General features: G+C 62.7%; 24 protein-coding genes. 8 read left to right on the forward strand and 16 right to left on the reverse strand.

Annotated elements, in window-relative coordinates:
* Nucleotides 1–16: 16 nt before the first annotated feature.
* From BC363_RS05395 to BC363_RS05435, 9 genes are all read right to left on the reverse strand, one after another.
* Nucleotides 17–1,006 (reverse strand): magnesium transporter CorA family protein, encoded by a 990-nt coding sequence (locus BC363_RS05395; protein WP_065783332.1) that lies wholly within the window; start codon nucleotides 1,004–1,006, stop codon nucleotides 17–19.
* A gap of 206 nt (nucleotides 1,007–1,212) precedes the next feature.
* Nucleotides 1,213–2,337 carry an imelysin family protein gene (locus BC363_RS05400; protein ID WP_065783185.1) on the reverse strand — a complete coding sequence of 375 codons (1,125 nt, stop codon included), beginning with the start codon at nucleotides 2,335–2,337 and terminating at the stop codon, nucleotides 1,213–1,215.
* Nucleotides 2,337–3,878 (reverse strand): di-heme oxidoredictase family protein, encoded by a 1,542-nt coding sequence (locus tag BC363_RS05405; protein WP_065783186.1) that lies wholly within the window; start codon nucleotides 3,876–3,878, stop codon nucleotides 2,337–2,339. Before BC363_RS05405 ends, BC363_RS05400 begins: the two co-directional genes overlap by 1 nt.
* A gap of 48 nt (nucleotides 3,879–3,926) precedes the next feature.
* On the reverse strand, nucleotides 3,927–5,207 hold the full coding sequence (locus BC363_RS05410; RefSeq protein WP_065783187.1) for an imelysin family protein: 1,281 nt from the start codon (nucleotides 5,205–5,207) through the stop codon (nucleotides 3,927–3,929).
* Between the two features lie 210 nt (nucleotides 5,208–5,417).
* Nucleotides 5,418–6,707, reverse strand: coding sequence for an RsmB/NOP family class I SAM-dependent RNA methyltransferase (locus tag BC363_RS05415; protein WP_065783188.1), 1,290 nt, complete (start codon nucleotides 6,705–6,707; stop codon nucleotides 5,418–5,420).
* Between the two features lie 137 nt (nucleotides 6,708–6,844).
* A complete protein-coding gene (locus BC363_RS05420; protein ID WP_065783189.1) occupies nucleotides 6,845–7,219 on the reverse strand; it encodes a septal ring lytic transglycosylase RlpA family protein in 375 nt (124 codons plus the stop codon).
* A gap of 470 nt (nucleotides 7,220–7,689) precedes the next feature.
* Entirely contained in the window at nucleotides 7,690–8,565 is an 876-nt protein-coding gene (locus tag BC363_RS05425; protein WP_065783190.1) for an SDR family oxidoreductase, read from the reverse strand.
* Nucleotides 8,553–9,725 (reverse strand): tRNA epoxyqueuosine(34) reductase QueG, encoded by a 1,173-nt coding sequence (queG, locus tag BC363_RS05430; RefSeq protein ID WP_065783191.1) that lies wholly within the window; start codon nucleotides 9,723–9,725, stop codon nucleotides 8,553–8,555. Before queG ends, BC363_RS05425 begins: the two co-directional genes overlap by 13 nt.
* Nucleotides 9,726–9,736: 11 nt before the next feature.
* Nucleotides 9,737–10,429, reverse strand: a complete 693-nt coding sequence (locus BC363_RS05435; protein ID WP_065783192.1) for a glutathione S-transferase family protein — start codon at nucleotides 10,427–10,429, stop codon at nucleotides 9,737–9,739.
* 162 nt (nucleotides 10,430–10,591) lie between these two features.
* Between BC363_RS05435 and BC363_RS05440 the strand changes: the two genes are divergently transcribed.
* Entirely contained in the window at nucleotides 10,592–11,398 is an 807-nt protein-coding gene (locus tag BC363_RS05440; RefSeq protein WP_065783193.1) for an undecaprenyl-diphosphate phosphatase, read from the forward strand.
* Nucleotides 11,399–11,604: 206 nt separating this feature from the next.
* On the opposite strand, the gene BC363_RS35330 is transcribed toward BC363_RS05440, so the two are convergent.
* The 7 genes from BC363_RS35330 to dnaN all read right to left on the reverse strand — a co-directional run bounded on the left by BC363_RS35330 (nucleotide 11,605) and on the right by dnaN (nucleotide 16,786).
* Nucleotides 11,605–11,766, reverse strand: coding sequence for a hypothetical protein (locus BC363_RS35330; protein WP_115418676.1), 162 nt, complete (start codon nucleotides 11,764–11,766; stop codon nucleotides 11,605–11,607).
* Between the two features lie 239 nt (nucleotides 11,767–12,005).
* A complete protein-coding gene (locus BC363_RS05445) occupies nucleotides 12,006–12,986 on the reverse strand; it encodes a complex I NDUFA9 subunit family protein (protein WP_065783194.1) in 981 nt (326 codons plus the stop codon).
* Nucleotides 12,987–13,107: 121 nt separating this feature from the next.
* Nucleotides 13,108–13,395 (reverse strand): DUF1330 domain-containing protein, encoded by a 288-nt coding sequence (locus tag BC363_RS05450; protein ID WP_065783195.1) that lies wholly within the window; start codon nucleotides 13,393–13,395, stop codon nucleotides 13,108–13,110.
* A 140-nt stretch (nucleotides 13,396–13,535) separates the two neighbouring features.
* The gene (gene pyrF, locus BC363_RS05455; protein ID WP_065783196.1) at nucleotides 13,536–14,240 is read right to left on the reverse strand and encodes an orotidine-5'-phosphate decarboxylase; all 705 of its coding nucleotides are present in this window, start codon (nucleotides 14,238–14,240) and stop codon (nucleotides 13,536–13,538) included.
* Nucleotides 14,241–14,247: 7 nt separating this feature from the next.
* Nucleotides 14,248–14,832, reverse strand: a complete 585-nt coding sequence (locus BC363_RS05460) for a histidine phosphatase family protein (RefSeq protein ID WP_065783197.1) — start codon at nucleotides 14,830–14,832, stop codon at nucleotides 14,248–14,250.
* Nucleotides 14,833–14,844: 12 nt separating this feature from the next.
* Complete coding sequence (pmtA, locus tag BC363_RS05465; protein WP_065783198.1) at nucleotides 14,845–15,447, reverse strand: phospholipid N-methyltransferase PmtA; 603 nt, start codon at nucleotides 15,445–15,447, stop codon at nucleotides 14,845–14,847.
* 220 nt (nucleotides 15,448–15,667) lie between these two features.
* Complete coding sequence (gene dnaN / locus BC363_RS05470; RefSeq protein WP_065783199.1) at nucleotides 15,668–16,786, reverse strand: DNA polymerase III subunit beta; 1,119 nt, start codon at nucleotides 16,784–16,786, stop codon at nucleotides 15,668–15,670.
* Nucleotides 16,787–17,041: 255 nt separating this feature from the next.
* Here dnaN and rsmI point away from each other — a divergent pair, with 255 nt between their 5' ends.
* The 7 genes from rsmI to BC363_RS05505 all read left to right on the forward strand — a co-directional run bounded on the left by rsmI (nucleotide 17,042) and on the right by BC363_RS05505 (nucleotide 23,809).
* A complete protein-coding gene (rsmI, locus tag BC363_RS05475; protein WP_065783200.1) occupies nucleotides 17,042–17,971 on the forward strand; it encodes a 16S rRNA (cytidine(1402)-2'-O)-methyltransferase in 930 nt (309 codons plus the stop codon).
* Nucleotides 17,961–18,329 (forward strand): YraN family protein, encoded by a 369-nt coding sequence (locus BC363_RS05480; protein ID WP_065783201.1) that lies wholly within the window; start codon nucleotides 17,961–17,963, stop codon nucleotides 18,327–18,329. The genes rsmI and BC363_RS05480 overlap by 11 nt, the downstream gene beginning before the upstream one ends.
* Before the next feature lie 159 nt (nucleotides 18,330–18,488).
* The gene (locus BC363_RS05485; protein WP_065783202.1) at nucleotides 18,489–19,787 is read left to right on the forward strand and encodes an extracellular solute-binding protein; all 1,299 of its coding nucleotides are present in this window, start codon (nucleotides 18,489–18,491) and stop codon (nucleotides 19,785–19,787) included.
* Between the two features lie 5 nt (nucleotides 19,788–19,792).
* Nucleotides 19,793–20,788, forward strand: a complete 996-nt coding sequence (locus BC363_RS05490; protein WP_141690228.1) for an ABC transporter permease subunit — start codon at nucleotides 19,793–19,795, stop codon at nucleotides 20,786–20,788.
* A 10-nt stretch (nucleotides 20,789–20,798) separates the two neighbouring features.
* On the forward strand, nucleotides 20,799–21,641 hold the full coding sequence (gene ugpE / locus BC363_RS05495; protein WP_065783203.1) for a sn-glycerol-3-phosphate ABC transporter permease UgpE: 843 nt from the start codon (nucleotides 20,799–20,801) through the stop codon (nucleotides 21,639–21,641).
* Between the two features lie 63 nt (nucleotides 21,642–21,704).
* Entirely contained in the window at nucleotides 21,705–22,820 is a 1,116-nt protein-coding gene (ugpC, locus tag BC363_RS05500; RefSeq protein WP_065783204.1) for a sn-glycerol-3-phosphate ABC transporter ATP-binding protein UgpC, read from the forward strand.
* Nucleotides 22,817–23,809: an endonuclease gene (locus BC363_RS05505; protein WP_065783205.1), complete on the forward strand. Its 993-nt coding sequence runs from the start codon at nucleotides 22,817–22,819 to the stop codon at nucleotides 23,807–23,809. The genes ugpC and BC363_RS05505 overlap by 4 nt, the downstream gene beginning before the upstream one ends.
* Nucleotides 23,810–23,888 lie beyond the last annotated feature (79 nt).

Genomic DNA, 23,888 nt, shown 5'->3' on the forward strand with positions numbered 1-23,888 from the left:
GTAGCAGATTGCTCTTTCAGAGCCAGCCCCGCCGCTTGAAGTAGAGGAAAGGCACGATCGCCGAAAGCACCATCAGTGCCAGGGCATAGGGGTATCCGAACCGCCATTGCAGCTCGGGCATGATCTCGAAGTTCATGCCGTAGATCGAGGCGACCAGCGTCGGCGGCAGGAACACCACGGCAGCGACCGAGAAGATCTTGATGATCTGGTTCTGCTCCAGATTGATCAGGCCGAGCGTCGCGTCGAGCAGGAAGTTGATCTTGTTCGACAGGAACAGCGCGTGGTCGCCGAGCGACGTCGCATCACGCTGGATCAGCTTGATCCGCTGCCGGCTTTCCTTTGCCGCTTTGCGCGGGCCGATGCCTTCGAGCGCCACATGATAGGCGACGAGCCGACCGATGCTGACCAGGCTTTCGCGGATGATCGTTAGAAGGTCGCCCTTCTGGCCGATCTGCTCGATCAGCGACTGCAGGTCGCGCGTCTTCTTCGTGGCGCTGGCATTGGTCTTGCGGAACACTTCGCGCGAAATGCCGTCGACCTCGCTGCCGGCCCGCTCCAGCGCGTCGGCGGTGCGGTCGATCATCGCTTCGAGAAGCCCCAGCATGGCCAGTTCACCCGTTTCACAGCCCTGGCCGTTGGCCTTCTGCAGCCGGTTGGCATAGGTCTGGAACGGCTTCGGGTCGGCATGGCGAACGGTCACGAGCGTCACGCCCTTGACGATGAAGGTCACGGGGACCTTGACCGGATAGTCGCTGTCGAGCTTGGCGACGGCCGTCATGGTCATGAACTGCGCGCCGTCTTCCTGATAGAGCCGGTCGGACAGCTCGATTTCCTGCATCTCGTCGCGGGTCGGGATTTCGATGCCGAGTTGGCCTTCGACCAGTCGGGTCTCCTCAACGGAGGGATTGAGCAGATCGAACCAGATAACCGGCGTCGGAGAGGCAAGGCTGTCGAGCATATCGACGAGCACGAGGTGGCTGTTCTGGCTTTTGTAGATGCGCAGCATTTTGGGCTCCATAGGGCGAGTCATCCGACCGCCACGAAGCCCTGATCAATCAGGACCGAGCGGTCGTGAGCATGAAGGCTCGACTTCGACTGTCGGGGTTCATTGCAAGTTGATCCTTGTGGTGAAACGTGCCCGCGAGAGCGGACACGAGAGCGCTTTGCGCCCAAACGGAGGGATTGTCAACACCTTGGCTGGTGGCTGCCTGTTCAGTCGCCGTCGGCAAAGGAGAAGCCGGCGCCAAGGCCGATGGCGCCGCCGAAATCCTTGTTCAGCCGGTCGAGAAGATCGGCGGTGTTGAGCGTGAGGAAGTCGAGCTTGGCGCGGCTCTTGTCGTCGGCAATCGCCTCGCCGATCGGGCCGTCGATGTTCTGCGAGATGGCGATGACCGACTTGAAGACGAAGTCTGCCGATCCGGCGACGGAGCGGCTGTCTTCCGGAAGCAGGCTTTCCATGTCCGCCACCTTGAACAGGGTCTGCAGGCCGCGGAAGTTGGCGGCGATCGAGGGCATGGTGTTTTCCGATCGCCAGTAGATCGCCAGCTTCGGATGCCCCTTGTCCTGCCTGCCGTCGACCGTTCTGGCATAGAACGGCTTCAGCCGCTGGTCTTTCACCATCTCGACGCCGTGCACGAAAATGCCGAGCAGCTCGGTTGCCGCTTCCTTGCTGTCGCGAAACTGAGGATTTCCAGGGCCGGGCTTCTTCCAGGCGGATTGGATACCGTCGGGCTTTTGCCACTCCGCCAGGAATTCGTGAGCGATGGTGTCGAGGTTCTGCGCGATCGCCACGCCATAGCGGCAACGGAAGTCGCCCTCCTTGCTCGCAAGCGCCTCGGAACCGTTGCCATAGAGCACGTATTCCAGCGCGCCCAGCCCTTGCGCCGCGACGCTCTTGCCGTTGAGCGATGCGACGTCGGTCGCCGTCTCGTCGCCCTTGGCAAGAATGGCCTGCACCTGCTTCAGGCCGGTGCTCTTGCGGTCGGGGTAGAACAGAAAGCGCTCGAAGCGGTTCTGCTCGAGCGCCGGCCCAAGACGGATGATTTCGACCGTCGACCAGGCCCGCACCAGCTCGGAAAATGCCGCTCGCGCATTGTCCTGCGACACCGCCGAAGGGGTTTCACAAAGGGCTGCCGAAGCCTTGGTCAGGAGTGCCGTCTTATCTGACAGATTGCGATAGCCGGGGATGATGAAATCGTCGACGGCCTTTGCCATCACGGCCGGCACGGCCGCTTCATTGACGACACGCGGCGACAAGGGGCTCCCCTCCTGCGCCATGGCAGGCGGCGCTATCGCCGCCAGGAAAAGGCCTAGGGCGAGCGTGGGCATGTGAGGCATCAAAGGGACTCCAGAAATGCGATGAGGTCACGGCGGTCGCGCGTGGAAAGACGGGCGAAGGCATCGCGGGCAGCCTGGCCCTCGCCGCCGTGCCATAGAATGGCTTCCGTCAAATTGCGGGCGCGCCCGTCATGAAGCAGATATGTGTGAGCGCTGATGGTTTTCGTCAGGCCGATGCCCCAGAGCGGCGGCGTGCGCCACTCGCTGCCGTTCGCGCTGCCCACGGCCTGGCCATCGGCAAGGCCTTCGCCCATGTCGTGCAACAGGAAATCGGAGTAGGGCCAGATCAACTGAAACGCCTGGGCCTTGCGGCTGGCATCCCGGCGGGTCACGAATTTCGGCGTATGGCAGGCCGTGCAGCCGATTTCGTAGAACACCTGCTTGCCGCGCAGTGTCTTCGGAAAGCTCGCCTGGCGGCGGGCAGGGACGGCGAGGTTGGCGGTGTAGAAGGCCACGAGACCAAGCACCGGATCGGGCGCCTCGACCGCGCCAAGGCGCGCCTGCACGCCGGTGGGCATTGCAAGGCAGGCGGCCTGGGCTTGGGTACAGTCACCGTAGCTGCGATCGGCATCCGGCGTCGACAGGCCGATGTCGGCAGCGAAGGCATCCGCCGTCTGCTGTCGGACCGTCGGGTTTTGGGCCTTCCAGCCGAAGCGTCCGAGCACGATGTTGCCGGTGTTGCGGTCGCGGGCGAGGGCCGCGCGTCCGCTGATGCCATTGCCGTCGTGATCGTCGGGATCGGCGCCCGCCAGAATGTCGGCCTCGTGAATGGCTTCGATCAGCCCGAGACCGATCATCTGCGGTGCTACGCGAGGAGAGAGCGTCGTTGTCGGGTCGAGATCGCCATAACCGAGGTCGGTGACGGTGTAGGACGGCTTGCGCAGGAACACGAGTTCGCCGTCGGCCAATGTGACCGGCAGCTCGGAGTAGGTCATCTTCATATGGCCTTCCGCAGCAAGTCCTGGAACGGCGCTATCCTGCAACTGACCACCGTACACAGGATCGGGAAAGTTCAGCAGATCGTAGTTGGCCAGCATCTCGCGCTCGCGATCATTGTGCGGCGCGCGCGCCAGACGGTAGAGCATCGATGTGGCGTCAGGCGAGCCTTCCGGCGGGCGGCCGCGCCCATCGCGCGGATGACAGCTTTCGCAGGCCCGGGCGTTGTAGAGCGGTCCCAATCCATCCGACGCCTGGGTCGAGGAGGGCGACGACACCCAGAGTTTCTCGAAGAGCGCATCGCCCAGCTTGAAGGCCTCCTCGTCCGAGAAGGCAAGGTTGGCGGAAAACAGCGTGAAGCTGTCCTGGTCGACAGGGGCGATCGAGGTCCCGGCGCCACCGGACATTGCCTCGTACCGCTCGGCTTTGGAAAAGTCGGTCGTCGGTCGGACGATGGTTTCAACGCGGCTGCGGTCGGATTCGGAAAGATCGTCGCGTGTCCGTGACAGGTTGGAGGCGTCGTCAGACGCGGCAACAGCTGTTGCAAGCAGGCAGAGCAGCGCTGCGAGCTGTCGCGACAGGGATTGGACAATCCGTGCATTCATCGATCGAAGATCGGGCCGCGTTGTTGCGACGCGGCCCGCCTTTTCAACTCATTGGAACACAGCGTTAGGATTATCCAAGCTGTCGGAACCTTCAAGCTCAATTGTTCCAAGATCGAGCGATGCAATGACGCGTTGTACGGTCTTGGCCTGGGCAACGAGGCCATCAATGGCGGCTTGAACCGTGGCATTGCCCTCGGCATTGCCTTCGCCGATCATTTGGTCGTAGGCCTCGACGGTTTCGGCGCGCTTGGCCATGGCCTGCATCTTCTCGACCGTGGTGGCCAGATCCTTGGTCATTTCCTTGTCGAGTGCCGCGTCCTTGGCGGCAACGAGTTCCGAAAGCGAGGCGCCGGTCAGCTTGGTGCCGTCGACGCGGGTATATTCGCCGGTATAGGCCGACTGGATGCCGATGGCGTCGTGCAGGTGCGAGTTGTGGGTGTTGTCGGAGAAGCAATCGTGCTCTTCCTCCGGATCATGCAGCAGGATGCCGAGCTTCATGCGCTCGCCGGCCAGTTCGCCGTAGGAGAGCGACCCCATCCCGGTCAGGATGGCGGTGAGGCCAGCTTTCGGATCGGCTTCCACGGCCTTGCTCGCCGCGCCATCCGGCGTCCAATTGGCGGCCATTTCTTTCAGGTCCGAGACGAGCAGCTCGGAAGCAGCCTTCAGATAGGCGGCACGGCGGTCGCAATTGCCGCCGGTGCAGGCCTTGGCGTCGAAGTCCGTGTAGGGGCGTTTGCCGGCACCCGGGCCGGTGCCGTTCAGGTCCTGGCCCCAGAGCAGGAATTCGATGGCGTGATATCCGGTGGCGACGTTCGCCTCGACGCCGCCAGCTTCCTGAAGGGTACCCGCCAGCAGTTCAGGCGTGATGTTGGTGGCGTCGACATCCTTGCCGTCGATCTTGATCGTCTTGTTGGCGATCACGTTGGCGGTGAAGAGGCCGTTTTCGTCGCTCTCGCTGCCGTAGCTCGGATCAACATAATCGATCAGGCCTTCGTCCAGCGGCCAGGCGTTGACCTTGCCTTCCCACTCGTCAACGATGGCGTTGCCGAAGCGGTAGACTTCCGTTTCCTGATAGGGGTTGCGGGCCTTGAGCCACGCCTCGCGCGCCGCCTTCAGCGTTGCTTCGCTGGGGGTGGCGATCAGCGCGTCGATCGCCTTGTCGAGCGCCTCTGCGGTGATCAGCGCATCTTCGAACTTGGCGTGCGCAACGACGGTGTAGTGCTTTACCACGGCGGCTGCATCGGTGGCCGCCTGGGCCGGCTGCAGGGCCAGCGCCGACGTTGCCGTCATGAGCGCCAGCGCCGCGGCGCGGATGAAATTCTTGGTCATGACCCTCTCCTGTTCTTTTCCCGGCGGGACCGGAACGGACACCGCGGGACGGCGTCATCGCTCGGCAAGGGTCGTCGGAAATCCCCCGCAGACCCGCCGGAGCCGACTTGTCATGAACCAAAAGTAAACTGGTGTCAAAGTGTATAGTTTAGAACGTTTTCAATCTGATGCCGGCGGTTTGACGATGTGCCGAAGCCGCCGGCGAGGCGTTCAGGCCCTGCGCTGCATGAGGCAGAAGAAGAAGCCGTCCGTACCGGTCGAGGCAGGCGTCAGCGTCACCGTCTTCATGTCGGCAGACCACGGCTGCGGCTTGTCTGTGCCGAACAGCCCGGCCCAGATGTCGGCGGCCGACAGGATCTCGAACTCCGGATTGTCCTCGCAGAAGCCGTAAACCTGCGCTTCGTTCTCCTCGGGAAGGACCGAGCAGGTGACATAGATCAGGTGTCCGCCCGGCCGCACGAACTGTGCGGCGCTCGCCAGCGCCTCTTCCTGCTGGGAGATGCGCTCCTCGAGGTTCTTCTGGTTCAGCCGCCACTTGGTATCGGGGCGACGACGCCAGGTTCCGGTGCCGGTGCAGGGCGCATCGACGAGAACTCGGTCGAAGCGGCCGGCAAGCGGCGCCAGGCTGTCGGCGGATTCGTGCACCTGGACATTGCGCGTTCCCGCGCGCTTCAGCCGTTCGATGATCGGCGCCAGGCGCTTGCGGTCGGTGTCGTAGGCGTGCACCTGACCCTTGTTGTTCATGGCTGCCGACATGGCGAGCGTCTTGCCGCCGCCGCCGGCGCAATAGTCGAGCACCTGTTCGCCTTCCTGCGGGAAGGCGAGATCGGCAACGATCTGCGATCCCTCGTCCTGAACTTCGAACCAGCCTTTCTGGAACGAAAGTTCGGCGGTGACGTTCGGCAGACGCGAGGCGCCTTCGCCGGCTGGAATGCGGATGCCGTTGCGCGCGATCGTCGCCGGCTCGGCGCCGCTGCGCTCCAGTGCCTTCAGAACCTTGGCGCGTGTTGCCTTGAGCGTGTTGGCACGCAGGTCGAGCGTGGGACGCCCGGCGAGTGCCTTGGCTTCGTCGAGCCAATCCTCGGAGAAGTTTTCTTCGAAGGATGCCTGGACCCACTCGGGAATGTCGCCCTGGATGTGGGCAGCGGCGTCCTCGAGCCGGCGTGTCGCGAAAGCCTGCGCCATTTCGGCAGACGGCATCTCGGGGGCGAACTTGTCGCCATCGAGTTCGGCGGCCAGCGTTTTGGGCGAAAACCCCCACTGGCGGTACATCACGGCATGGCCAAGCGCGGTGGCGCTGTCGCTGTCCATCAGATAGGCGTGGGAGAGCTTCATGCGAAGCGCGTCATAGACGATGTTGCCGATCGCCGACCGATCGCCCGAACCGGCGAACCGATGGGAAAGGCCCCAGTCCTTGAGTGCGTCGGCGACCGGGCGCTTCCGCTTCTCGATATCCTCAAGAACTTCGATGGCTCCTGCGAGCCTGCCGCCCAATCGCATCTTCGATCTACTCCTTTTTCGCCGTGGTAGCGGCGATGGCATCGAAGAGCAAGACGCTGGCCGGGATTAAACGCGGGGAACAGTATTTCTCAAAGCAGAACCGCCGGGAATGAATGCCGGACGGAAGTAAACTGCGATCAAGAATTGACGACGCGATAACAGATGCTGGCGGTGCCGGAACTGACCATGCCGATCTGCGAGGCGGCTGCCTTGGAAAGGTCGAGTACGCGGCCGCGGATGAACGGACCACGATCGTTGATGCGAACAACGACGGTCTTGCCGTTGCGCTTGTTGACCACCTGCACCTTGGTGCCGAATTTCAGACTGCGGTGGGCGGCGGTGAGGCGGGCGGCGTTCATGCGTTCGCCGGAAGCCGTCTTGGAGGTCAGCGCATACCAGGACGCGCCGCCGCAGCCGGCGCCTGCTGCCTGGCTATCGGAAACGGAAACGAGGCCGATCCCGGCGGTGAACAGCGCTGCCGCGGCAACAGTCTTGATTTTCGCTGGCGTCAAACTGGCGACCCCCGGTTAGAGCCCTTGGGCTGGAGCTCTTGGTTAATTCTGTCGAAGATCGCTAATTGGGGCGAAAAATGGCGAAAACGTGCTTCAACCATTTACGTTCTATTAGGAATTGTTAAAAAAGGACGAAAATTAAAAATCGAAGATTGTTTGAAATAGTTTAAGCGAGACCAGGAAGTTCTTTGGAATCAGCGGTTGAACGTGAACCGCGGCACGCACGCGAGCCGAGATATGGCTTAACGAAAAAAATCATTAAAAATTTCGAATTGAACGAAATGTCCGGAATCCGGATGGTTCAAAACACGCTACTACCGCTGTGGTTGCATTCAATTCGCAGAGTATAGAATGAATATCTCAGGAGGGTCACAATTCAGCGGCCCGTGAGATCGCCATTACTAACGATCATGCTATCGGGTTTGTTCCATTGCGAGCGGGATATGTTGACCGGTTCGCGCAGCAATTGTTCATTCTCCGCGCCAGCTGTCCGCCTGCCACATTTGCGCAAGCGAAACGCGATAGTCGGGATAGGCGAATTCGAAGCCGGTTTCCCGCATGCGTGCATTCGAGACGCGTTTGTTCTCGCCATAGAAGGAACGGGCCATCGGCGAAAGCTCGGCGGTTTCGAACGGCGTTTCGGGCGGCGGCTCGACGCCCATCAACCGTGCGGCCTCGGCAACGATGTCCTGCGGCGGCGCCGGCTCGTTGTCGGTGATGTTGAATACCCCGGCTAGACCCTTGTCGGCGAGGAAAAGGGCCGCCGCGCCGATGTCCTCGACGCGGATGCGGTTGAACACCTGCCCCGGCTTGATCAGGCGCCGGGCGGTGCCGTTGGCGAGATTGCAGAAGGCGTTGCGGCCCGGCCCGTAGATGCCGGCGAGCCGGAGCACGGCGACCGGAACGTTCTGCCTGGCGCCGAAGGCGATCCAGGCGTCTTCGGCCTCCACCCGCTCGACCGAACGGGCCGAGACCGGCTTGCGCAGCATGTCTTCAGTGACCCATTCTCCACCATGGTCGCCATAGACGCCGACAGTCGAGAGATAGCCGATCCACTTGAGATTCGGTGCGAGCCGAGCGAGATCCGGGCTCGAGGTGCGGAACATCGGATCGCCGTCGCGACCGGGCGCGATCGACTGAATCAGGTGCGTTGCCTGACCAAGCGCAGCAACGAGCGCGTCGGAGATCGTTTCGCCGTCGAAAAGGATCGGGCGGATGCCGACCTTTTCGAGCTTCGCCGCCTTCTCCTCGGTACGGGTGGTGCCGACAACGCTTGTCGCCTTCGGAGCCATTGCCCGCGCGATTGCCATGCCGGAGTAACCGGCGCCAAGGATCAGGACATGCATCGGCTCACTCCCGCCATTTGCCATTCGTTCAGGACGTCTTCGTCCGTCTCTGGCTCGCATTGTTCGGCAAATTCCGCAAGCGCCGCCGGCGCGACCAATCGCGACAGCGCCCAGACCGCCATCGCCCGCACCACCGGCGAGGCGTCATCAATGCGTGCCTTGACTGCGGGCACGAGCGCCGGGTCGCCGGAATTGCCAGCGGCGATCAGCACGTTCCTCACAAAGCGATCGCGGCCGATGCGCTTGACCGGCGAGCCCGAAAACAGGCCACGGAAAGCCGGGTCATCAAGTTCGAGCAAACTGTCGAGCGCTGGCGCCTTCAGGTCATCGCGCGCTTTCAGCTTCATTTCAGAGGCGGCCCGCGCGAACTTGTTCCAGGGACAGGCGGCAAGACAGTCGTCGCAGCCATAGATGCGGTTGCCGATCAGCGGCCTGAGTTCCGGGTCGATCGGCCCCTTGTGTTCGATCGTCAGGTAGGAGATGCAGCGCCGTGCGTCGATCTGGTAGGGCGCCGGAAACGCGCCGGTCGGGCAGGCATCGAGGCAGGCGCGGCAGGAACCGCAGTGATCGCGCTCCGGCTTGTCAACGACGAGGTCGGCCGTGGTAAACAGGCTTCCGAGAAACACCCAGGAGCCGAATTCGCGGCTGACCAGATTGGTGTGCTTGCCCTGCCAGCCGAGCCCGGCCTTTTCCGCCAGCGGCTTTTCCATGACCGGGGCCGTATCGACGAAGACCTTGACGTCCTCGCCGGCGCGGGCGGCAAATCGGGTCGCAACTTCCTTGAGCTTGCCCTTGATGATGTTGTGATAATCGCGGTTCTGGGCATAGACAGAGATCGCGCCGCGATCAGCCTTTGCGAGAATCGCGCGCGGGTCATCGTCCGGCCCATAGTTCATCGCGAACATGACGACGGAGCGCACTTCGCTCCACAGCACCCGCGGATCGGCGCGGCGCGCGGCGGTCTCGGCGAGCCATTCCATCGTGCCGTGGAAGCCTTCGTCGAGAAAATCCTGGAGCCGGGCCGGCGCCTCGGGAATGGCATCCGGCCTTGTGATGCGACAGAGATCGAAGCCCTTGTCAGCCGCCTCGGCCTTCAGGAACTCGGTCAGCTTCAGCCGCCGTCGATCCCCATTGTCAGCCTTGGCAGCAATGCCGGGCACGGTCTCAGTCCTCAGAAGTCAAGATCCGCATAGTGCGGAACCGGGGTCACGCCACGCACGCGTTCGGAGAGCAGCGGGCGGAAGGAGGGGCGGGACTTCAGCCGCTGGTACCACTCCTTGGCGCTCGGGGCATCCGACCAGTCGATCTCGCCGAGATAGTCTAGCACGGACACGGTCGCGGCCGCGGCGAGATCGGCATAGGAAATCCGGTCGCCGGCAAGCCAGGGGCGCGAGCCGGCAAGCCACGACAGGTACTTCATGTGCTGACGGATATTGGCGCGCGACGTGCGCAGCACCTTGCTATCCGGTGCGCCGCCGCCCTGGTCGGGCGTCATCTGCAGCTTGAAGATACGCTCGCGCACCAGCGGCCGCGTCACGTCGGCTTCCATCTTGTGCAGGAACCATTCGGCCAGGCGACGGATTTCGGCGCGCTGGAACGGATCCTCGGCCAGAAGCCGCCGATCTCGTTTCATGATGCCGTTCGTCTCGTCGAGATATTCCGAGATGATCGTGGCGCCACAGAGCGCCCTCATACTGTCGTCAACATAGACCGGTAGCGTCCCGGCCGGATTCAGCGCCAGAAAGTCTCGCCGGTTTTCCCACGGCTGTTCCTCGGTCAATTCCGTCTGGTAGCCGTATTCCGAAAGGATAAGGCGCACGAACCGCGAAGCGGAGGACATGGGGTGATGGTACAGTGTCGGCATCGATGATCTGGCTTCTTATGGTCTTTTTTCAGGGGACGTCAGCGTGGCGGCGCATGCGTCTGGCCACGGCTCATCAGAAAAAGCTATAGGAACTTGTGGTGGCAAACACAAGCGAATCAGCCTTTTCCTCCCACTCCAAAACTTGTCAGGAAAATCTTATATATGGCGGATCAATCGATCATCAGCGCGCTCGTCCTCGGCCTCATCGAGGGGCTGACGGAATTCATACCCGTATCGTCGACGGCGCATGTTCTCCTCGCCGGGCATTTCCTCGGCTTCAGATCGCCGGGCAACACTTTTGCGGTTCTGATACAGCTCGGTGCCATCCTGGCGATCCTGCTCGTCTATTTCCAAAGGCTTCTGTCGATCGCGCTGGCGCTGCCGACGAGCGTCAAGGCTCGCCGCTTCGTCGTCTCGGTGCTGTTCGCCTTCCTGCCGGCCGCCGTCATCGGCGCCATCGCCCATGACTTCATCAAGACCGTGCTGTTCGAAACGCCGATCCTGATCTGTGTCGTGCTGATCATCGGCGGCCTCATCCTTCTGGCGATCGATCGCCTGCCGCTGACGCCGCGCTACACCGACGTCATGGACTATCCGCCGTCGCTGGCGCTGAAGATCGGCCTGTTCCAGTGCCTGGCGATGATTCCGGGTACGTCCCGCTCCGGCGCGACGATTGCCGGCGCTCTGCTGATGGGAACGGACAAGCGGTCGGCGGCGGAATTCTCGTTCTTCCTCGCCATGCCGACGATGCTCGGCGCGTTCACGCTCGACCTCTACAAGAACCGTGATGCGCTGTCGTTCGACGATTTCACCGTGATCGCCGTTGGCTTCATCGCGGCGTTCGTCGCCGGCATCTTCGTCGTCCGCTCGCTGCTGGACTTCGTCTCGCGCCGCGGCTTCACGCCTTTTGCCATCTGGCGCATCGTCGTCGGCACCGCCGGCCTCGTCGGTCTCTGGATGCTTGGCTGAGGGTCGCTACTTCACTGCATAATTCCTTAAATCGGAATCGATTTAAGGACAAAATTATGCAGCAACTCAAAGTGTTACAGCGACCTTTGCGCGTCTAAATAGACGCGCGGCGCTGTAAAAACAAAACCGCGTGCGTTTCAGATGAAACGCACGCGGTCCCTGGCCCCCGCCAAAAACTTGAGATCTATCGCCCCAAGGGCGCCGGCTTACTTGCCGGAAAGGTCGATCGACGCCGTCGTGCACGGGTCGACACCATAGGCGGGCGTGCAGCCCTTGCGGCTGCTCGCGACCGTGTTCGGCGCGACGAATGAGCCAGCCAGAATGATCAGTGCCGCACACGCAAAAAAGATTGCGATCGACTTGCCCATGGACGCCATGCCTTTCGAGAGTGATGCTGTCGCCGCCGAGACTTTCTTGCGATCGGGGCGCGGGGCGGTTTTTATGCGTTGGATATGTCTTGATCAATATCAGGACATGTTGAATCTGCGGTAAATGCCATTCGCTTTTGTGACTGCGGCAGAACTGCAACGCTGTTGCCTGAACGACACAGCAAAAAAGCCGCCGGCAAGGCCGGCGGCGGTCAAAGAAGGCGTCGTGGGACGCTGCCTTAGGCGGCGCGACCGCCGCGCGTATACTGGCCCCGCGGGCGATAGCGCACGAGATAGGTCGACAGGATCGATTCCAGCATCGTCGGAGTGATGCCGATGCCGCGAAGCGTCCGGTCTTCGGATTCGGCCTTGGTCGAGACGATATTGTCGGATTTCAGCAACACTACCTGATCGGCCGTCACCGGCGGCGTGATGAAGGGGATCATCGACGCGATGCTGCCCATCAGCGAGGCGAGGCCGAAGGGCACCGATACCAGCGAGCGCTTGCGATCGATCGTCTTGAGCATGATCTCAAGACATTGGCGGAAGGTGAGCACTTCAGGCCCGCCGAGCTCGTAGATCGTGCCGGCCGACAGCTGGCCATCGACCGAGCGGGCAACAGCCTCGGCGACATCGGTGACATAGACCGGCTGGAACTTGGTGTTGCCGCCGCCGATCAGCGGCAGCGCCGGTGCGAACCGGGCCATGCTGGCGAACTTGTTGAAGAAGCCGTCTTCGGGTCCGAAGATGATCGACGGGCGCAGGATGATCGCATCCGGCAGCGTTTCGAGGATCGCGGCTTCCGCCCGGCCCTTGGTGCGGGCATAGCTCGATTCCGACTTGGCGTCCGCGCCGATCGCCGAGATGTGCGTCAGCTTTGCGCCGACATTGCGGGCGGCTTCCGCAACCGCCCGGGCGCCGAAATCCTGCACGGCGTCAAAGGTGTTGCGGCCGCTCTCGAACAGCACGCCGACGCAGTTGATGACGTGGTCGGAGCCTTCGACGGCGCGGTCGACCGACTTGCGATAGCGCAGGTTGGCCTGGACGAAAGAGATCTGGCCGACATTGCCGAGCGGCTGCAGGTGGCCTGCAAGGTCCGGGCGGCGAACGGCGACGCGGATGCGATAGCCACGCTTGGCAAGCGCGCGCACGACATGACGGCCGACGAACCCGGATCCGCCGAAAATCGTCACCAGCGGCGGAAGGTTGGACAAGGTCATGGGAAACGCACTCCTGATCTCATTTGGACGAATTGGTTGCTACATAGCCCAACAGCCGCGAGAGGTGAAGGCCAATCCTCGCGGCCGGCGGCGGCGCCGCAGCTTGGCAGTGTTCCGCGTGTCAGATGCCCTCGACGACCACCATCTCGGCGTCTGCCACCTGCTGGCGGATCGCGGCGGCAATCTGGTACTCGGGGGAATTATAACAGTCGACGGCGGCCTGCAGCGAGGGAAACTCGATGATGACGTTTCGGGCGCGAACGGCACCTTCCAGACGCTCGAACTCACCGCCGCGTGCCAGGAAATTGGCGCCGTATTTCTCGAACGCCGGCTTTGCGGCCGCCACGTAGTCCTTGTAGCGTTCCAGGTCCCGCACATCGACCCGTGCGATCCAGTATCCTTTGGCCATGCTGACCTCCTCGTCTTCAGGCAATAAAAGCAGACGGGAGTGTTACTTCCGGCAAATTCCGACCGAGGTCAAGCACAACGGTGGCAACCGGCGGCGATGTATGGTGCTCAACGCCGACCTGTTGCACGCGGGTGTCACGATCAGCGCGAAAGCGCGTCGTTCATCTCCTTGAGAATGCCGCGAGCGGCGACAAGCGGGTCGCTGGCTGCGACGATTGGGCGCGCGACGACGAGATGGCTCGATCCGGCCTTCAATGCATCGGCGGGCGTCATGACGCGCTTCTGGTCGCCCTTCTCGGCGCCGGCCGGGCGGATGCCCGGGGTCACCAGCGCCATGTTAGGGCCGATGATCTTGCGCACCGCCGAGGATTCTTCCGCCGAGCAGACGATGCCGCCCATGCCGGCAGCACGGGCCTGTTCGGCCCGTCGCAGCACCAGCGTGTGCGGGTCGTATTCGTAGCCGGCGTCGATCACGTCCTGCTCGTCCATTGAGGTCAGCACGGTGACGCCGAGCAGGCAGAGGTCCGATCCCCTGGCTGCTTCGACGGCTGCCTTCATCGCTTTGGGGTAGGCGTGCAATGTCAGCATCGACATGCCCATCTTCACGATGTTCTCGACGCCCTTGGCCACCGTGTTGTCGATGTCGAGCAGCTTCATGTCGAGGAAGACCTTCTTGCCGCCTGCCGCCAGATCGCGCGCGAACTCGAGGCCGCCGGCAAACACCAGCTGGTAGCCGATCTTGTAGAAAGCCACGTCGTCACCGAGCGTGGTGACGATCTTTTCGGCCTCTGCGATTGTCGGAAGATCCAGGCCGACGATCAGTCGGTCGCGTGCGGTTTTGGTCATGTCGCGGTCACCCCTGCCAGAATTCCATCGGGGTCCAGTCGCATGTGAGGGCGCGATCCGCAAGGCGGAACGCGAAGAGATTGCCGCCGCCGCCGCCCTTCTGGTCGGCGCTGCGGCTGATGGCGGTGCCGCCCAGCCTGCACTTCAGCAGGGTGCCGACGCCACCATGGCCGACGAATGCGATGGGAACTTTTGGGTCGTGTTCGTCAAGGATGCGAAAGACGGCAGCCGAGATGCGGGCCTGCGCGTCGACGGCGCGCTCCCAGCCGTTGAAGCTTTCTGTCGGATTGGCAAAGAACCAGTCCGCCGCCTTCTCGAATTCCGGAGGCGGCAGGAAGCCGGTGGCCGAGCGGTCGTTTTCGCCCGTCGTGTCGTCGGTTTCGACAACGACGCCGGCAGCCGCGGCCAGAAGGCTCGCGGTTTCGGTCGCCTTGGTCTCGTCGCTCGAAACGATCCGCCCGAGCGTTCGAACCCAAGGCTGCAGCGCCGTCGCTTCCGCGCGTGCGCGTCCGATCTCCGACAGTCCCCATTTCGGTACCGGAACTGCCGGATCGACCTGCACCTGCGGGTGCGTGATATAGAGGCCGAGCACTGGCGCGCTCCGTCAGTGCGCTTTGCGATAGACCCAGAGCTGCGCCGGGGGAATGTTGCGCACGACGAAGTCGAGATGCTGGATGCTGTAGCGGTCGGGCATGGCAACGACCGGAGACAGCGGGCCATAGGAAATCTGCACGACGGGGCGACCGACCGGGATGCGAGACAAGAGATCCTCGATCAGCTCGACGCGACGGTGCATTGGGAAATTGAGCAACGGCACGGCGGAGACGACGCTGTCGAAGGTCCGGTCCTTCATCGCACCAAGCGTCTGCTCGAGATCGAACGCGTCGCCATTGATGAAGTTGACGTCGGCAAAGTTCGCCTTGAGCTGCTGGTAGAAGTCGGTGGAGTACTCGACGGACACCAGATCCTCCGGCGCGATACCACGCTCCAGGATCGCCTTGGTGATGACGCCGGTTCCAGGGCCGAGTTCAAGAACCGGCAGTCCGGAATGGGGATTGATGACGCTCGCCATGCGGCGGGCGGTGACGGACGACGTCGGCAAGATTGCCCCGACCGCCTTCGCATTGCTCATCCACCCTTTGAAGAAACGGATCTCCTCGTCGAATTTCCGGCCAAGCCGTTCCTTCACCTTCACGCGCAAATTCATTGAACCCCTCAAAACCGTCGTCCTCTCATACGGATCGTCCGGTCTCGCTGATTCGAGCGGGGCGCGGACATTGCGGATATAATGTGCTCTCATCTGCGGCAAAAACAAGTCTGTCTGCGCCTAAAGGCGTCGTCTTATCAACAGCACGCGAATATCAGCACAAACAAAAAACCCGCCACGCGCGGCGTGACGGGTCGCATTTTCATTGCGGCACGGGCGACTAAACCCGCATCGGCATCAGCACGTAGAGCGCGTCTTCGGCCGCCAGATCGCGCACCAGCGTCGGCGAACCCGGGTCCGCCAGCATGAAGATGGCGTCGGTTCCGGTCAGCTGCGAGGTGATGTCGAGCAGGTATTTTGCGTTGAAGCCGATTTCGAGCGGGTCGTGATCGTAGCCGACCGGCAGCTCTTCCGTGGCGCTGCCCGAATCCGGGTTGTTGACCGTCAGCGTCATCTGGCCGTCGGTCAGTGCCAACTTCACGGCGCGCCCGCGTTCGGAGGAAATCGTCGAAACGCGGTCGACGGCCTGGGCGAAGGACTGGCAATCGACGCGCAGCTCCTTGTCGTTGTTGGCCGGGATGACGCGCTGGTAATCCGGGAAGGTGCCGTCGATCAGCTTCGAGGTCATCACGATCGAGCCGATTGTCAGGCGGATTTTTGCGTCCGATACTTCGAGCGTGACGACGAGATCGGGATTGTCGAGCAGCTTCTGCAATTCGCTGACGGTCTTGCGCGGGATGATGATGCCCGGCATGCCCTCGGAGCCGGACGGCGCTTCGACGTCGGCGCGCGCAAGGCGGTGGCCGTCGGTTGCCACGGCGCGCAGCTTCAGGTCGCCCTTGCTCTCGACCGTGTGCACGAAGATGCCGTTGAGGTAGTAGCGGGTTTCCTCGGTCGAGATCGCGAATTGCGTCCGGTCGATCAGCATCTTCAGGTCGGTCGCCTTGAGGCGGAAGGTGTGCGAGAAGCTGCCGGCCGTCAGGTCGGGGAAGTCGGATTGCGGCAGGCACTGCAGCGAGAATTTCGACCGGCCGGAGGCGACCGTCATCGCCGTGCCTTCGGCGTTGGTCGCCAGCAGCACTTCCGAGCCGTCGGGAAGCTTGCGCACGATGTCGTAGAGCAGGTGTGCCGGAACCGTGGTCGCGCCGGCCTGTTCCACTTGCGCCGGCGTCGCCTCGGTGATCTCGAGGTCGAGGTCGGTCGCCTTCATTTCGAGGCTCGCACCGTCGGAGCGCAAAAGAACGTTCGAGAGGATCGGGATCGTGTTTCGCCGTTCGACCACGCGATGCACGTGGTTCAGCGACTTCAGAAGATTGGACCGCTCGAGAGTAATGCGCATGGGATGCTACCGCTTTCAACCGTTGCCCGGCGGGCGAGGCTCCCGCCGCAGCGTCAACTGCGAGTGTCCCGGCCAACCGACCGGAAGGATGTGGACCGGCAAAATGGCAGAAACAGCGCCTGAAAAGCAAGGGGTTTGACTGGCGCTGTCCCCAGATGACACGCGGGCCGGCCGCTTGACGCCCTTGCCCTGCCATGTCGGCTCACTCATAAAGGCTAAAACCGGTGCGCCGGCATTGCCATCAGGAAGCTGCAGTTGGAAAAACATAAGACGTCGGAGGCCACGGACGGGCAGAAGCAGCGCAGCTACCGCCTGCACAATGCCAGCATTCCCGCGCGTCCGCTCGACGTCGCGCTCTATCTCGTGGCGACGCCGATCGGCAATCTCGGCGACATCACCCTGCGCGCGCTGGAAACGCTTGCCGGCGCGGACGTGCTCGCCTGCGAGGACACGCGCGTCACACGCGTGCTGCTCGACCGCTATGGCATCGTCAATCGCCCCTATGCCTACCACGAGCATAATGCCGACGAGGTCGGCCCACGGCTGCTGGCAGCGCTTGGCGAGGGCAAGTCGGTGGCACTCGTCTCCGATGCCGGTACGCCGCTGGTTTCCGATCCCGGTTACCGCCTGGCACAGCTGGCGATCGAGGCCGGCTATCGCGTCGTGCCGATTCCCGGTGCTTCCGCCCCGCTTGCCGCGCTGGTCGGTTCCGGCCTTCCAAACGACGCCTTTCTCTTCGCCGGCTTCCTGCCGACCAAGGACAAGGCCAAGCGTGACCGGCTGCAAGAGCTGGCGACGGTGCCCTCGACGCTGCTCTTTTTCGAATCGCCGCATCGGATCGCCGCCACCGTCGCGGCTGCCGCAGCGGTGCTTGGCGAAAACAGGAAGGCGGCGGTCTGCCGCGAACTGACCAAGACCTTTGAAGAGTTTCGCCGCGGCACGCTCGGCGAGCTCAAGGCGTTCTACGAGGGGTGCGGCGCGGTCAAGGGCGAGATTGTTTTCGTCATCGGCCCGCCGGACGCGCCGCCGGAGCCGGAAGCAGCAGACGTCGATGCGCTGCTGACCCGGCTCATCGCCGATATGTCGACCGGCAAGGCAGCGACCGAAGCCGCCCGCCAGACCGGTCTTCCGCGCAAGGAGCTCTACGACCGTCTGCTCGAGCTCAAGGATCGCCATGGCGACTGACGGGCCCGATCGGCGCAAGCTCAAGGCTGAGAGGCGCGGGCGGTTTGCCGAGTATCGCGCAGCACTTTGCCTGATGTTGAAGGGCTACCGGATCGTCGCGATGCGCCATCGCACCAGGCTGGGCGAAATCGACATCATCGCGCGCCGGGGCGATCTCATCGCCTGCGTCGAGGTCAAGGCCCGGCGTTCTGCCGACGACGGCGTCTTCGCCGTCACCGGAACGGCCCAACGCCGCATCCGCGCGGCAAGCGATCTCTGGCTCGGGCGTCAGCCCGATTTCGCCAGGCTTTCCGTGCGTTACGACATTATCACCGTGACACCCTGGGGCTGGCCGCGCCACTTGGCCGACGCGTTCTGAATACGGACGCGGGATGAGGAAAGTGTGCGCGGTTTTCCGCCCGCATCCGCGTCGATCATATTCGACGATTTGTAATCATCCCGACATAAAAGCGTTACCGGCCTGTCATGGAAGGCCACTAGTCCACTGCCATCCGCAACCCGGTGGAGAGGACCAGTCATGTTCAAGAAAATTTCACTCGCAGCTTTCACCCTTGCATTTTCGGCAACCTCGTCGCTTGCCGCAACCAATATTACCTGGTGGCACGGCATGGCCGGCCGCAATGGCGAAGTCATCAACGAGATCTCGCAGAAGTTCAACGAAGCCCAGAGCGCCTGCGCGCTGACCCCGGTTTCGAAGGGCACCTATGAGGAAGCGCTCGCTTCCGGCATCGCCGCCTTCCGTTCGGGCGAGCAGCCGAACATCCTGCAGGTCTTCGACGCCGGTGCAGCGACCATCATCAACGCCAAGGGCGCCGTCGTTCCCGCCGAAGACCTGATCATCAAGGCCGGCCACAGCTTCGACCGCAACGCCTTCATCGACGGCGTGCGTTATTTCTACGCCGATAGCGAAGGCAAGTTCGTCGGCATGCCGTTCAACTCGTCGGCCCCGATCATGTACATCAACGACGAAGCCCTGAAGAAGGCCGGCGTCGAAGCGCCGAAGACCTGGGAAGAGTTCGAGGCCGCAGCCCCGAAGCTGAAGGCCGCCGGTTACATTCCGCTTGCCCAGTCGCAGCTCACCTGGCAGTTCACGGAAAACTTCTTCTCGCGCAACAACATCCAGTTCGCGACCAACAATAACGGCTATGACAGCGTTGCCGACACGAAGCTGAAGGTCACCGACCCGAACCTGGTCATGATGTTCGACAAGCTCAAGGCCTGGAAGGACGAAGGCTACTTCGCCTTCTACGGCGCCGGCTGGAACGACAACCAGAAGGTCTTCGAAGAAGGCAAGGCTGCATTCTGGATCGGTTCGTCCGGTTCGTTCGGCGGCCTGCAGAAGACGGCGCAGATGCCGTTCTCGGCAACCTTCCTGCCCTATTGGAACGCGATCGAAGGTGCCGGCACCAACTCCTTCATCGGCGGCGCGGCACTGTTTGCCATGTCGGGCAAGTCGGACGAGGAAAACAAGTGCGTCGCCGACTTCTTCCAGTTCCTGACCTCGCCCGAGATCCAGTATTTCTACCACAAGGCAACCGGCTACGTGGCGATCACCAAGGCAGCCTACGAGCTTGCCCAGAAGGACGGCTACTACAAGGAAAAGCCGGTGGCAGAAGTCGGCATCAAGCAGCTGATGCTGCCGGCCGGCGACTGGTCGAAGGGCTACCGCCTCGGCTTCTACCCGCAGATCCGCGAGATCATGGAGCGCGAATACGGCCGCATCTTCTCCGGTGAAACGACGGTCAAGGACGCCTTCGACACCATCGAGAAGGAAGGCAACGACCTGCTCGCCCGCTTCGCCAAGACTGCCGGCTGATCTCGATGACATCGGGAACGGAACTCCTCCCCGCGCCGCGGGGAGGGACGGGAACGGACGGGCGTCGCTTCGGCGCCCTCCGGCTGTTTGGCGGCAAGGCGAAGGGCAGCGAAGAAGCGGCCAAGCGCGTGCAGTTCTCTTCGCCTTACCTGCCTTACCTCTTTCTGGCGCCACAGCTGGCGATCATCTTCGTGTTCTTCTACTGGCCGTCGATCCAGGCGATCCAGTCGTCCTTCTACCTCGAGGACCCGTTCGGTTTCGGCTCGACCTTCGTCGGTATGACGAACTACACCGACGTGCTGAAGTCCGGCGAATATCTGGGCATCGCGCGCTTCACGGCGATCTTCACCACGCTCGTCACCTTCTTTGCGCTGTCGATCGGCCTGCTACTCGCCGTCAAGGCGGATGGCGTCATCCGCGGCAACGCCACCTACAAGACGCTGCTCATCTGGGTCTATGCGATCGCGCCACCGGTTGCCGGCCTCATCGGCATGATGTTCTTCGACCAGCACATCGGCCCGATCGTCGAGCTTGCGCGCTGGTTCGGCTGGGACATCAAGGTTGGCCTCAACTATTTCGATACCGCTTTCTCGATGATCGTCGTCTCGGTCTGGAAGCAGATCCCCTACAATTTCATCTTTTTCCTCTCCGGCCTGCAGGGCATTCCGGTGGCGGTGCGCGAGGCGGCGGCGATCGATTGCCGCTCCGGCTTCCGCCGTTTCTGGACGGTGATCCTGCCGCTTCTGGCGCCGACCGCCTTCTTCCTGCTGATCATCAACGTCACCTATGCGCTGTTCGACACCTTCGGCGTCATCGACGTCATGGTGAAGGACAAGGCGGCGAACAATCCGATCACCCTTGTCTACAAGGTCTACATGGATGGTTTCCGCGGCAACGACCTCGGCGGCTCCTCGGCCCAGTCGGTCATCCTGATGCTCATCGTCTTCGTGCTCACCATCTTCCAGTTCCGCTTCATCGAGCGGCGCGTGCACTACAACTGAGGCGGGGCCGATGTATCGCACCAAGTTTTTCGACCACGTCATCCTTCTCATCGGCGTCTTCATCATGGTTGCGCCGGTCGTGGTCGCGTTCATGACGTCGACGCACGAGGCGGCGGATATCCACCGCAACGGCCTCAACCTGACCTGGGGCGGCCATTTCGTCGAGACCTACGAGACCGTGCTCACCCGCAAGGGCGGTTTCACCGGCAAGATCACCGGCCTCAACATGATGATGAACTCGATGATCCTTGGCCTTGGCTTCGCGCTCGGCAAGATCATCCTGTCGATGCTGGCCGCCTACGCGATCGTCTATTTCCGCTTCCGGCTCGCGACCTTCTTCTTCTGGATCATCTTCACGACGCTGCTCTTGCCGCTCGAAGTGCGCATTCTTCCCTCCTACGAGGTGATGAACACGCTGAAGCTGACCAACACCTATACCGGCCTGATCGTGCCGCTGCTCGCGTCGGCGACGGGCACTTTCTATTTCCGGCAGTTCTTCAAGTCTGTGCCGGACGAGCTGCTCGAGGCGGCGCGCATCGATGGCGCCGGCCCGTTCAAGTTCTTCATCGACGTGCTGGTGCCACTGTCGCGCACGATGATGGCGGCGATCTTCATCATCATGTTCGTCTATGGCTGGAACCAGTATCTCTGGCCGACATTGATGACCACGGATGAAGGCTTCTTCACGCTGGTGCGTGGCATCAAGCAGATCCTGCTCGTCTGGGTCGGCTCGAACATCCCCGATTACAATGAGGCCTTTGCGCTCGCGATCCTTGCCATGCTGCCGCCGGTCCTGATCGTGGTGATCTTCCAGCGCTGGTTCATCAAGGGCCTGACGGAAAGCGACAAGTAGACAACGGAGAGGCGAAGCCGTCTTCGCCGCTCCCTCAAACGCAATTTACCAACGGAGGCAGCCATGGCGGCCATCACCATCGCCGAGGTCTCGAAAATCTATACCGGCAATGTCGAAGCGGTGAAGTCCGTCTCGATCGATATCGAAGACGGCGAATTCATCGTGCTGGTCGGCCCGTCCGGCTGCGGCAAGTCCACGCTCCTGCGCATGGTCGCCGGCCTCGAATCTATCTCGAAGGGCGCGGTCAAGATCGGCCCGCGCATCATCAACGAGGTCGACCCGGCCGAGCGCGATATCGCCATGGTCTTCCAGAACTATGCGCTCTATCCGCATATGACGGTCTACCAGAACCTCGCCTACGGCCTGAAGAACCGCAAGACGCCGAAGGCCGAGATCGACGCCCGCGTCGCGGAAGCGGCGCGCATGCTGGAGATCGGGCCCTATCTCGACCGCAAGCCGCGCGCGCTTTCCGGTGGCCAGCGGCAGCGCGTGGCCATGGGCCGCGCCATCGTGCGCAAGCCGGCCGCCTTCCTCTTCGACGAGCCGCTGTCCAACCTCGACGCCAAGCTGCGCGTCTCCATGCGCGGCGAGATCAAGCGGCTGCAGAAGCGCCTCGGCACCACATCGCTCTACGTCACCCACGACCAGCTCGAGGCGATGACGCTGGCCGACCGGCTCGTGGTGCTGAACGGTGGCCGGATCGAGCAGATCGGTCGCCCGCTCGATGTCTACCATCGTCCGGCCTCCACCTTTGTTGCCAGCTTCATCGGCTCGCCGGCCATGAACCTGATCAAGGGCCGCATCGATGGCACGCGCCTCAATGTCGGCACCTACATGATCGAGCTTGGCGAGCGTGCTCCGGTCGAAGGGCCGGTTACCGTCGGTCTGCGCGCCGAGGATCTGCGGCTTGCCGGCGTCGGCGAGGACGCGATGCTGTTCCAGGTCGACTATGTCGAGGAGCTCGGGGCGCAACGCCTCGTCCACGGCACCATCGAAGATCAGGCACTGACGGTGGCGCTTTCTCCCGAAATCCCCTTGTCCGGCGATCTCGCCGTGACGATCGCGACCGACCGCCTGCATTTCTTCTCGACCGAGAACGGCAAGCGACTGGAGCGCGGCGCGTCTTTCGCCACTATTGATGAAAGCGCTCGCCCCCTCGGCCTGGAGCCGGCACTATGATCGAAAAGTCTGTCAGCATCCTCTCCGTGCCGTCGCAGGAAACCCGCGCCGGTTTCACGACGATCGAAAGTTCGATCGCTGCCCATGACGCCGTGATGGCGGCGCTTCCCGAGATGAACAGCATCGAGATCGGCGGCGAGCCGTCATCGAACGAGCCGCTTGCCTTCCCGTTTGCCGTCGCCGCCTGGAACCTGGAACGCTGCCTGTTTGCGCCGGAAAGCGCCACGCACCTGGCGGCAACCGCCGCGCCGGTCGTGCTGCTTTCGGAAATGGACAATGGCATGGCCCGCACTGGCCAACGCCACCCGACCGCCGAGGTCGCAGCCACGCTTCGGATGCAATACGCCTACGGCGTCGAGTTCATCGAGCTTGGCCTCGGCTCCGATACGGAACTGGAATTCTGCAAGGACGATGTCAACGAGAAGGGCTTCCACGGCAATGCCGTGATGGCCAAAGTAGCGCTCAGCCAGCCGTTCATGATCCGCCTCTGGGGCGAGCGGCTCTGGTTCATGGATGGCGGCGACCAGCCGCGCGTCGGCGAGCGTTTTGCCATCGGTGCCCTGATCGAGACGGAAGCGGGGCCCTTCGTCGCCGTTTCCACCCATCTCGAAAGCGCGACGACGGCGCCCTATCGCGAGCGCCAGGTCAAGGAACTCATCGATGCGCTCGATGAAGCCTTCCCGGCCATGCCTGTTCTGATCGGCGGCGATCTCAACACCGGCAACCATGCCGGCGGTGACTTCGAGGCGGAAGGGCTGTTCGCCATGAGTGCCGCGCGCGGCTTCACCCGCCATGGCGGACCGATCGAGCTGATGACGACCCGACCAAGCCTGATCACGCGCTGGCCGGAGCGGGCGATGAAGCTCGACTGGTTCCTCACGCGCGGGCTGAAGATCGGCGAAAGCCGCATCATTCCATCGCTCGACGCGACCGGTCGTCCGCTCTCCGACCACGATCTCATCACCTGCACGGTCGAGGGTTTTGAATAGGCCGGCCCCTCTCCTTGCCTAAGGCGCGCCCGCACTCTACATGTTGCGGGCTTTTCTACAGCGCCGCGCGGCTTACCAG

The organism is Ensifer sp. LC384 (assembly GCF_001695865.1).
Lineage (GTDB): Bacteria > Pseudomonadota > Alphaproteobacteria > Rhizobiales > Rhizobiaceae > Ensifer.

Coding starts and splice junctions, on each gene's coding strand:
- BC363_RS05400 (WP_065783185.1), bottom strand. CDS start 2,337: ATGCCTCACATGCCCACGCTCGCCCTAGGCCTTTTCCTGGCGGCGATA.
- BC363_RS05425 (WP_065783190.1), bottom strand. CDS start 8,565: ATGCATGTCCTGATCCTTGGCGCCGGTTACTCCGGCATGGCAATCGCG.
- BC363_RS05410 (WP_065783187.1), bottom strand. CDS start 5,207: ATGACCAAGAATTTCATCCGCGCCGCGGCGCTGGCGCTCATGACGGCA.
- BC363_RS05480 (WP_065783201.1), top strand. CDS start 17,961: ATGGCGACTGACGGGCCCGATCGGCGCAAGCTCAAGGCTGAGAGGCGC.
- ugpC (WP_065783204.1), top strand. CDS start 21,705: ATGGCGGCCATCACCATCGCCGAGGTCTCGAAAATCTATACCGGCAAT.
- BC363_RS05505 (WP_065783205.1), top strand. CDS start 22,817: ATGATCGAAAAGTCTGTCAGCATCCTCTCCGTGCCGTCGCAGGAAACC.
- BC363_RS05445 (WP_065783194.1), bottom strand. CDS start 12,986: ATGACCTTGTCCAACCTTCCGCCGCTGGTGACGATTTTCGGCGGATCC.
- pyrF (WP_065783196.1), bottom strand. CDS start 14,240: ATGACCAAAACCGCACGCGACCGACTGATCGTCGGCCTGGATCTTCCG.
- ugpE (WP_065783203.1), top strand. CDS start 20,799: ATGTATCGCACCAAGTTTTTCGACCACGTCATCCTTCTCATCGGCGTC.
- BC363_RS05405 (WP_065783186.1), bottom strand. CDS start 3,878: ATGAATGCACGGATTGTCCAATCCCTGTCGCGACAGCTCGCAGCGCTG.
- dnaN (WP_065783199.1), bottom strand. CDS start 16,786: ATGCGCATTACTCTCGAGCGGTCCAATCTTCTGAAGTCGCTGAACCAC.
- BC363_RS05485 (WP_065783202.1), top strand. CDS start 18,489: ATGTTCAAGAAAATTTCACTCGCAGCTTTCACCCTTGCATTTTCGGCA.
- BC363_RS05415 (WP_065783188.1), bottom strand. CDS start 6,707: ATGCGATTGGGCGGCAGGCTCGCAGGAGCCATCGAAGTTCTTGAGGAT.
- BC363_RS05435 (WP_065783192.1), bottom strand. CDS start 10,429: ATGCCGACACTGTACCATCACCCCATGTCCTCCGCTTCGCGGTTCGTG.
- BC363_RS35330 (WP_115418676.1), bottom strand. CDS start 11,766: ATGGGCAAGTCGATCGCAATCTTTTTTGCGTGTGCGGCACTGATCATT.
- BC363_RS05490 (WP_141690228.1), top strand. CDS start 19,793: ATGACATCGGGAACGGAACTCCTCCCCGCGCCGCGGGGAGGGACGGGA.
- pmtA (WP_065783198.1), bottom strand. CDS start 15,447: ATGAATTTGCGCGTGAAGGTGAAGGAACGGCTTGGCCGGAAATTCGAC.
- BC363_RS05395 (WP_065783332.1), bottom strand. CDS start 1,006: ATGCTGCGCATCTACAAAAGCCAGAACAGCCACCTCGTGCTCGTCGAT.
- BC363_RS05450 (WP_065783195.1), bottom strand. CDS start 13,395: ATGGCCAAAGGATACTGGATCGCACGGGTCGATGTGCGGGACCTGGAA.
- BC363_RS05440 (WP_065783193.1), top strand. CDS start 10,592: ATGGCGGATCAATCGATCATCAGCGCGCTCGTCCTCGGCCTCATCGAG.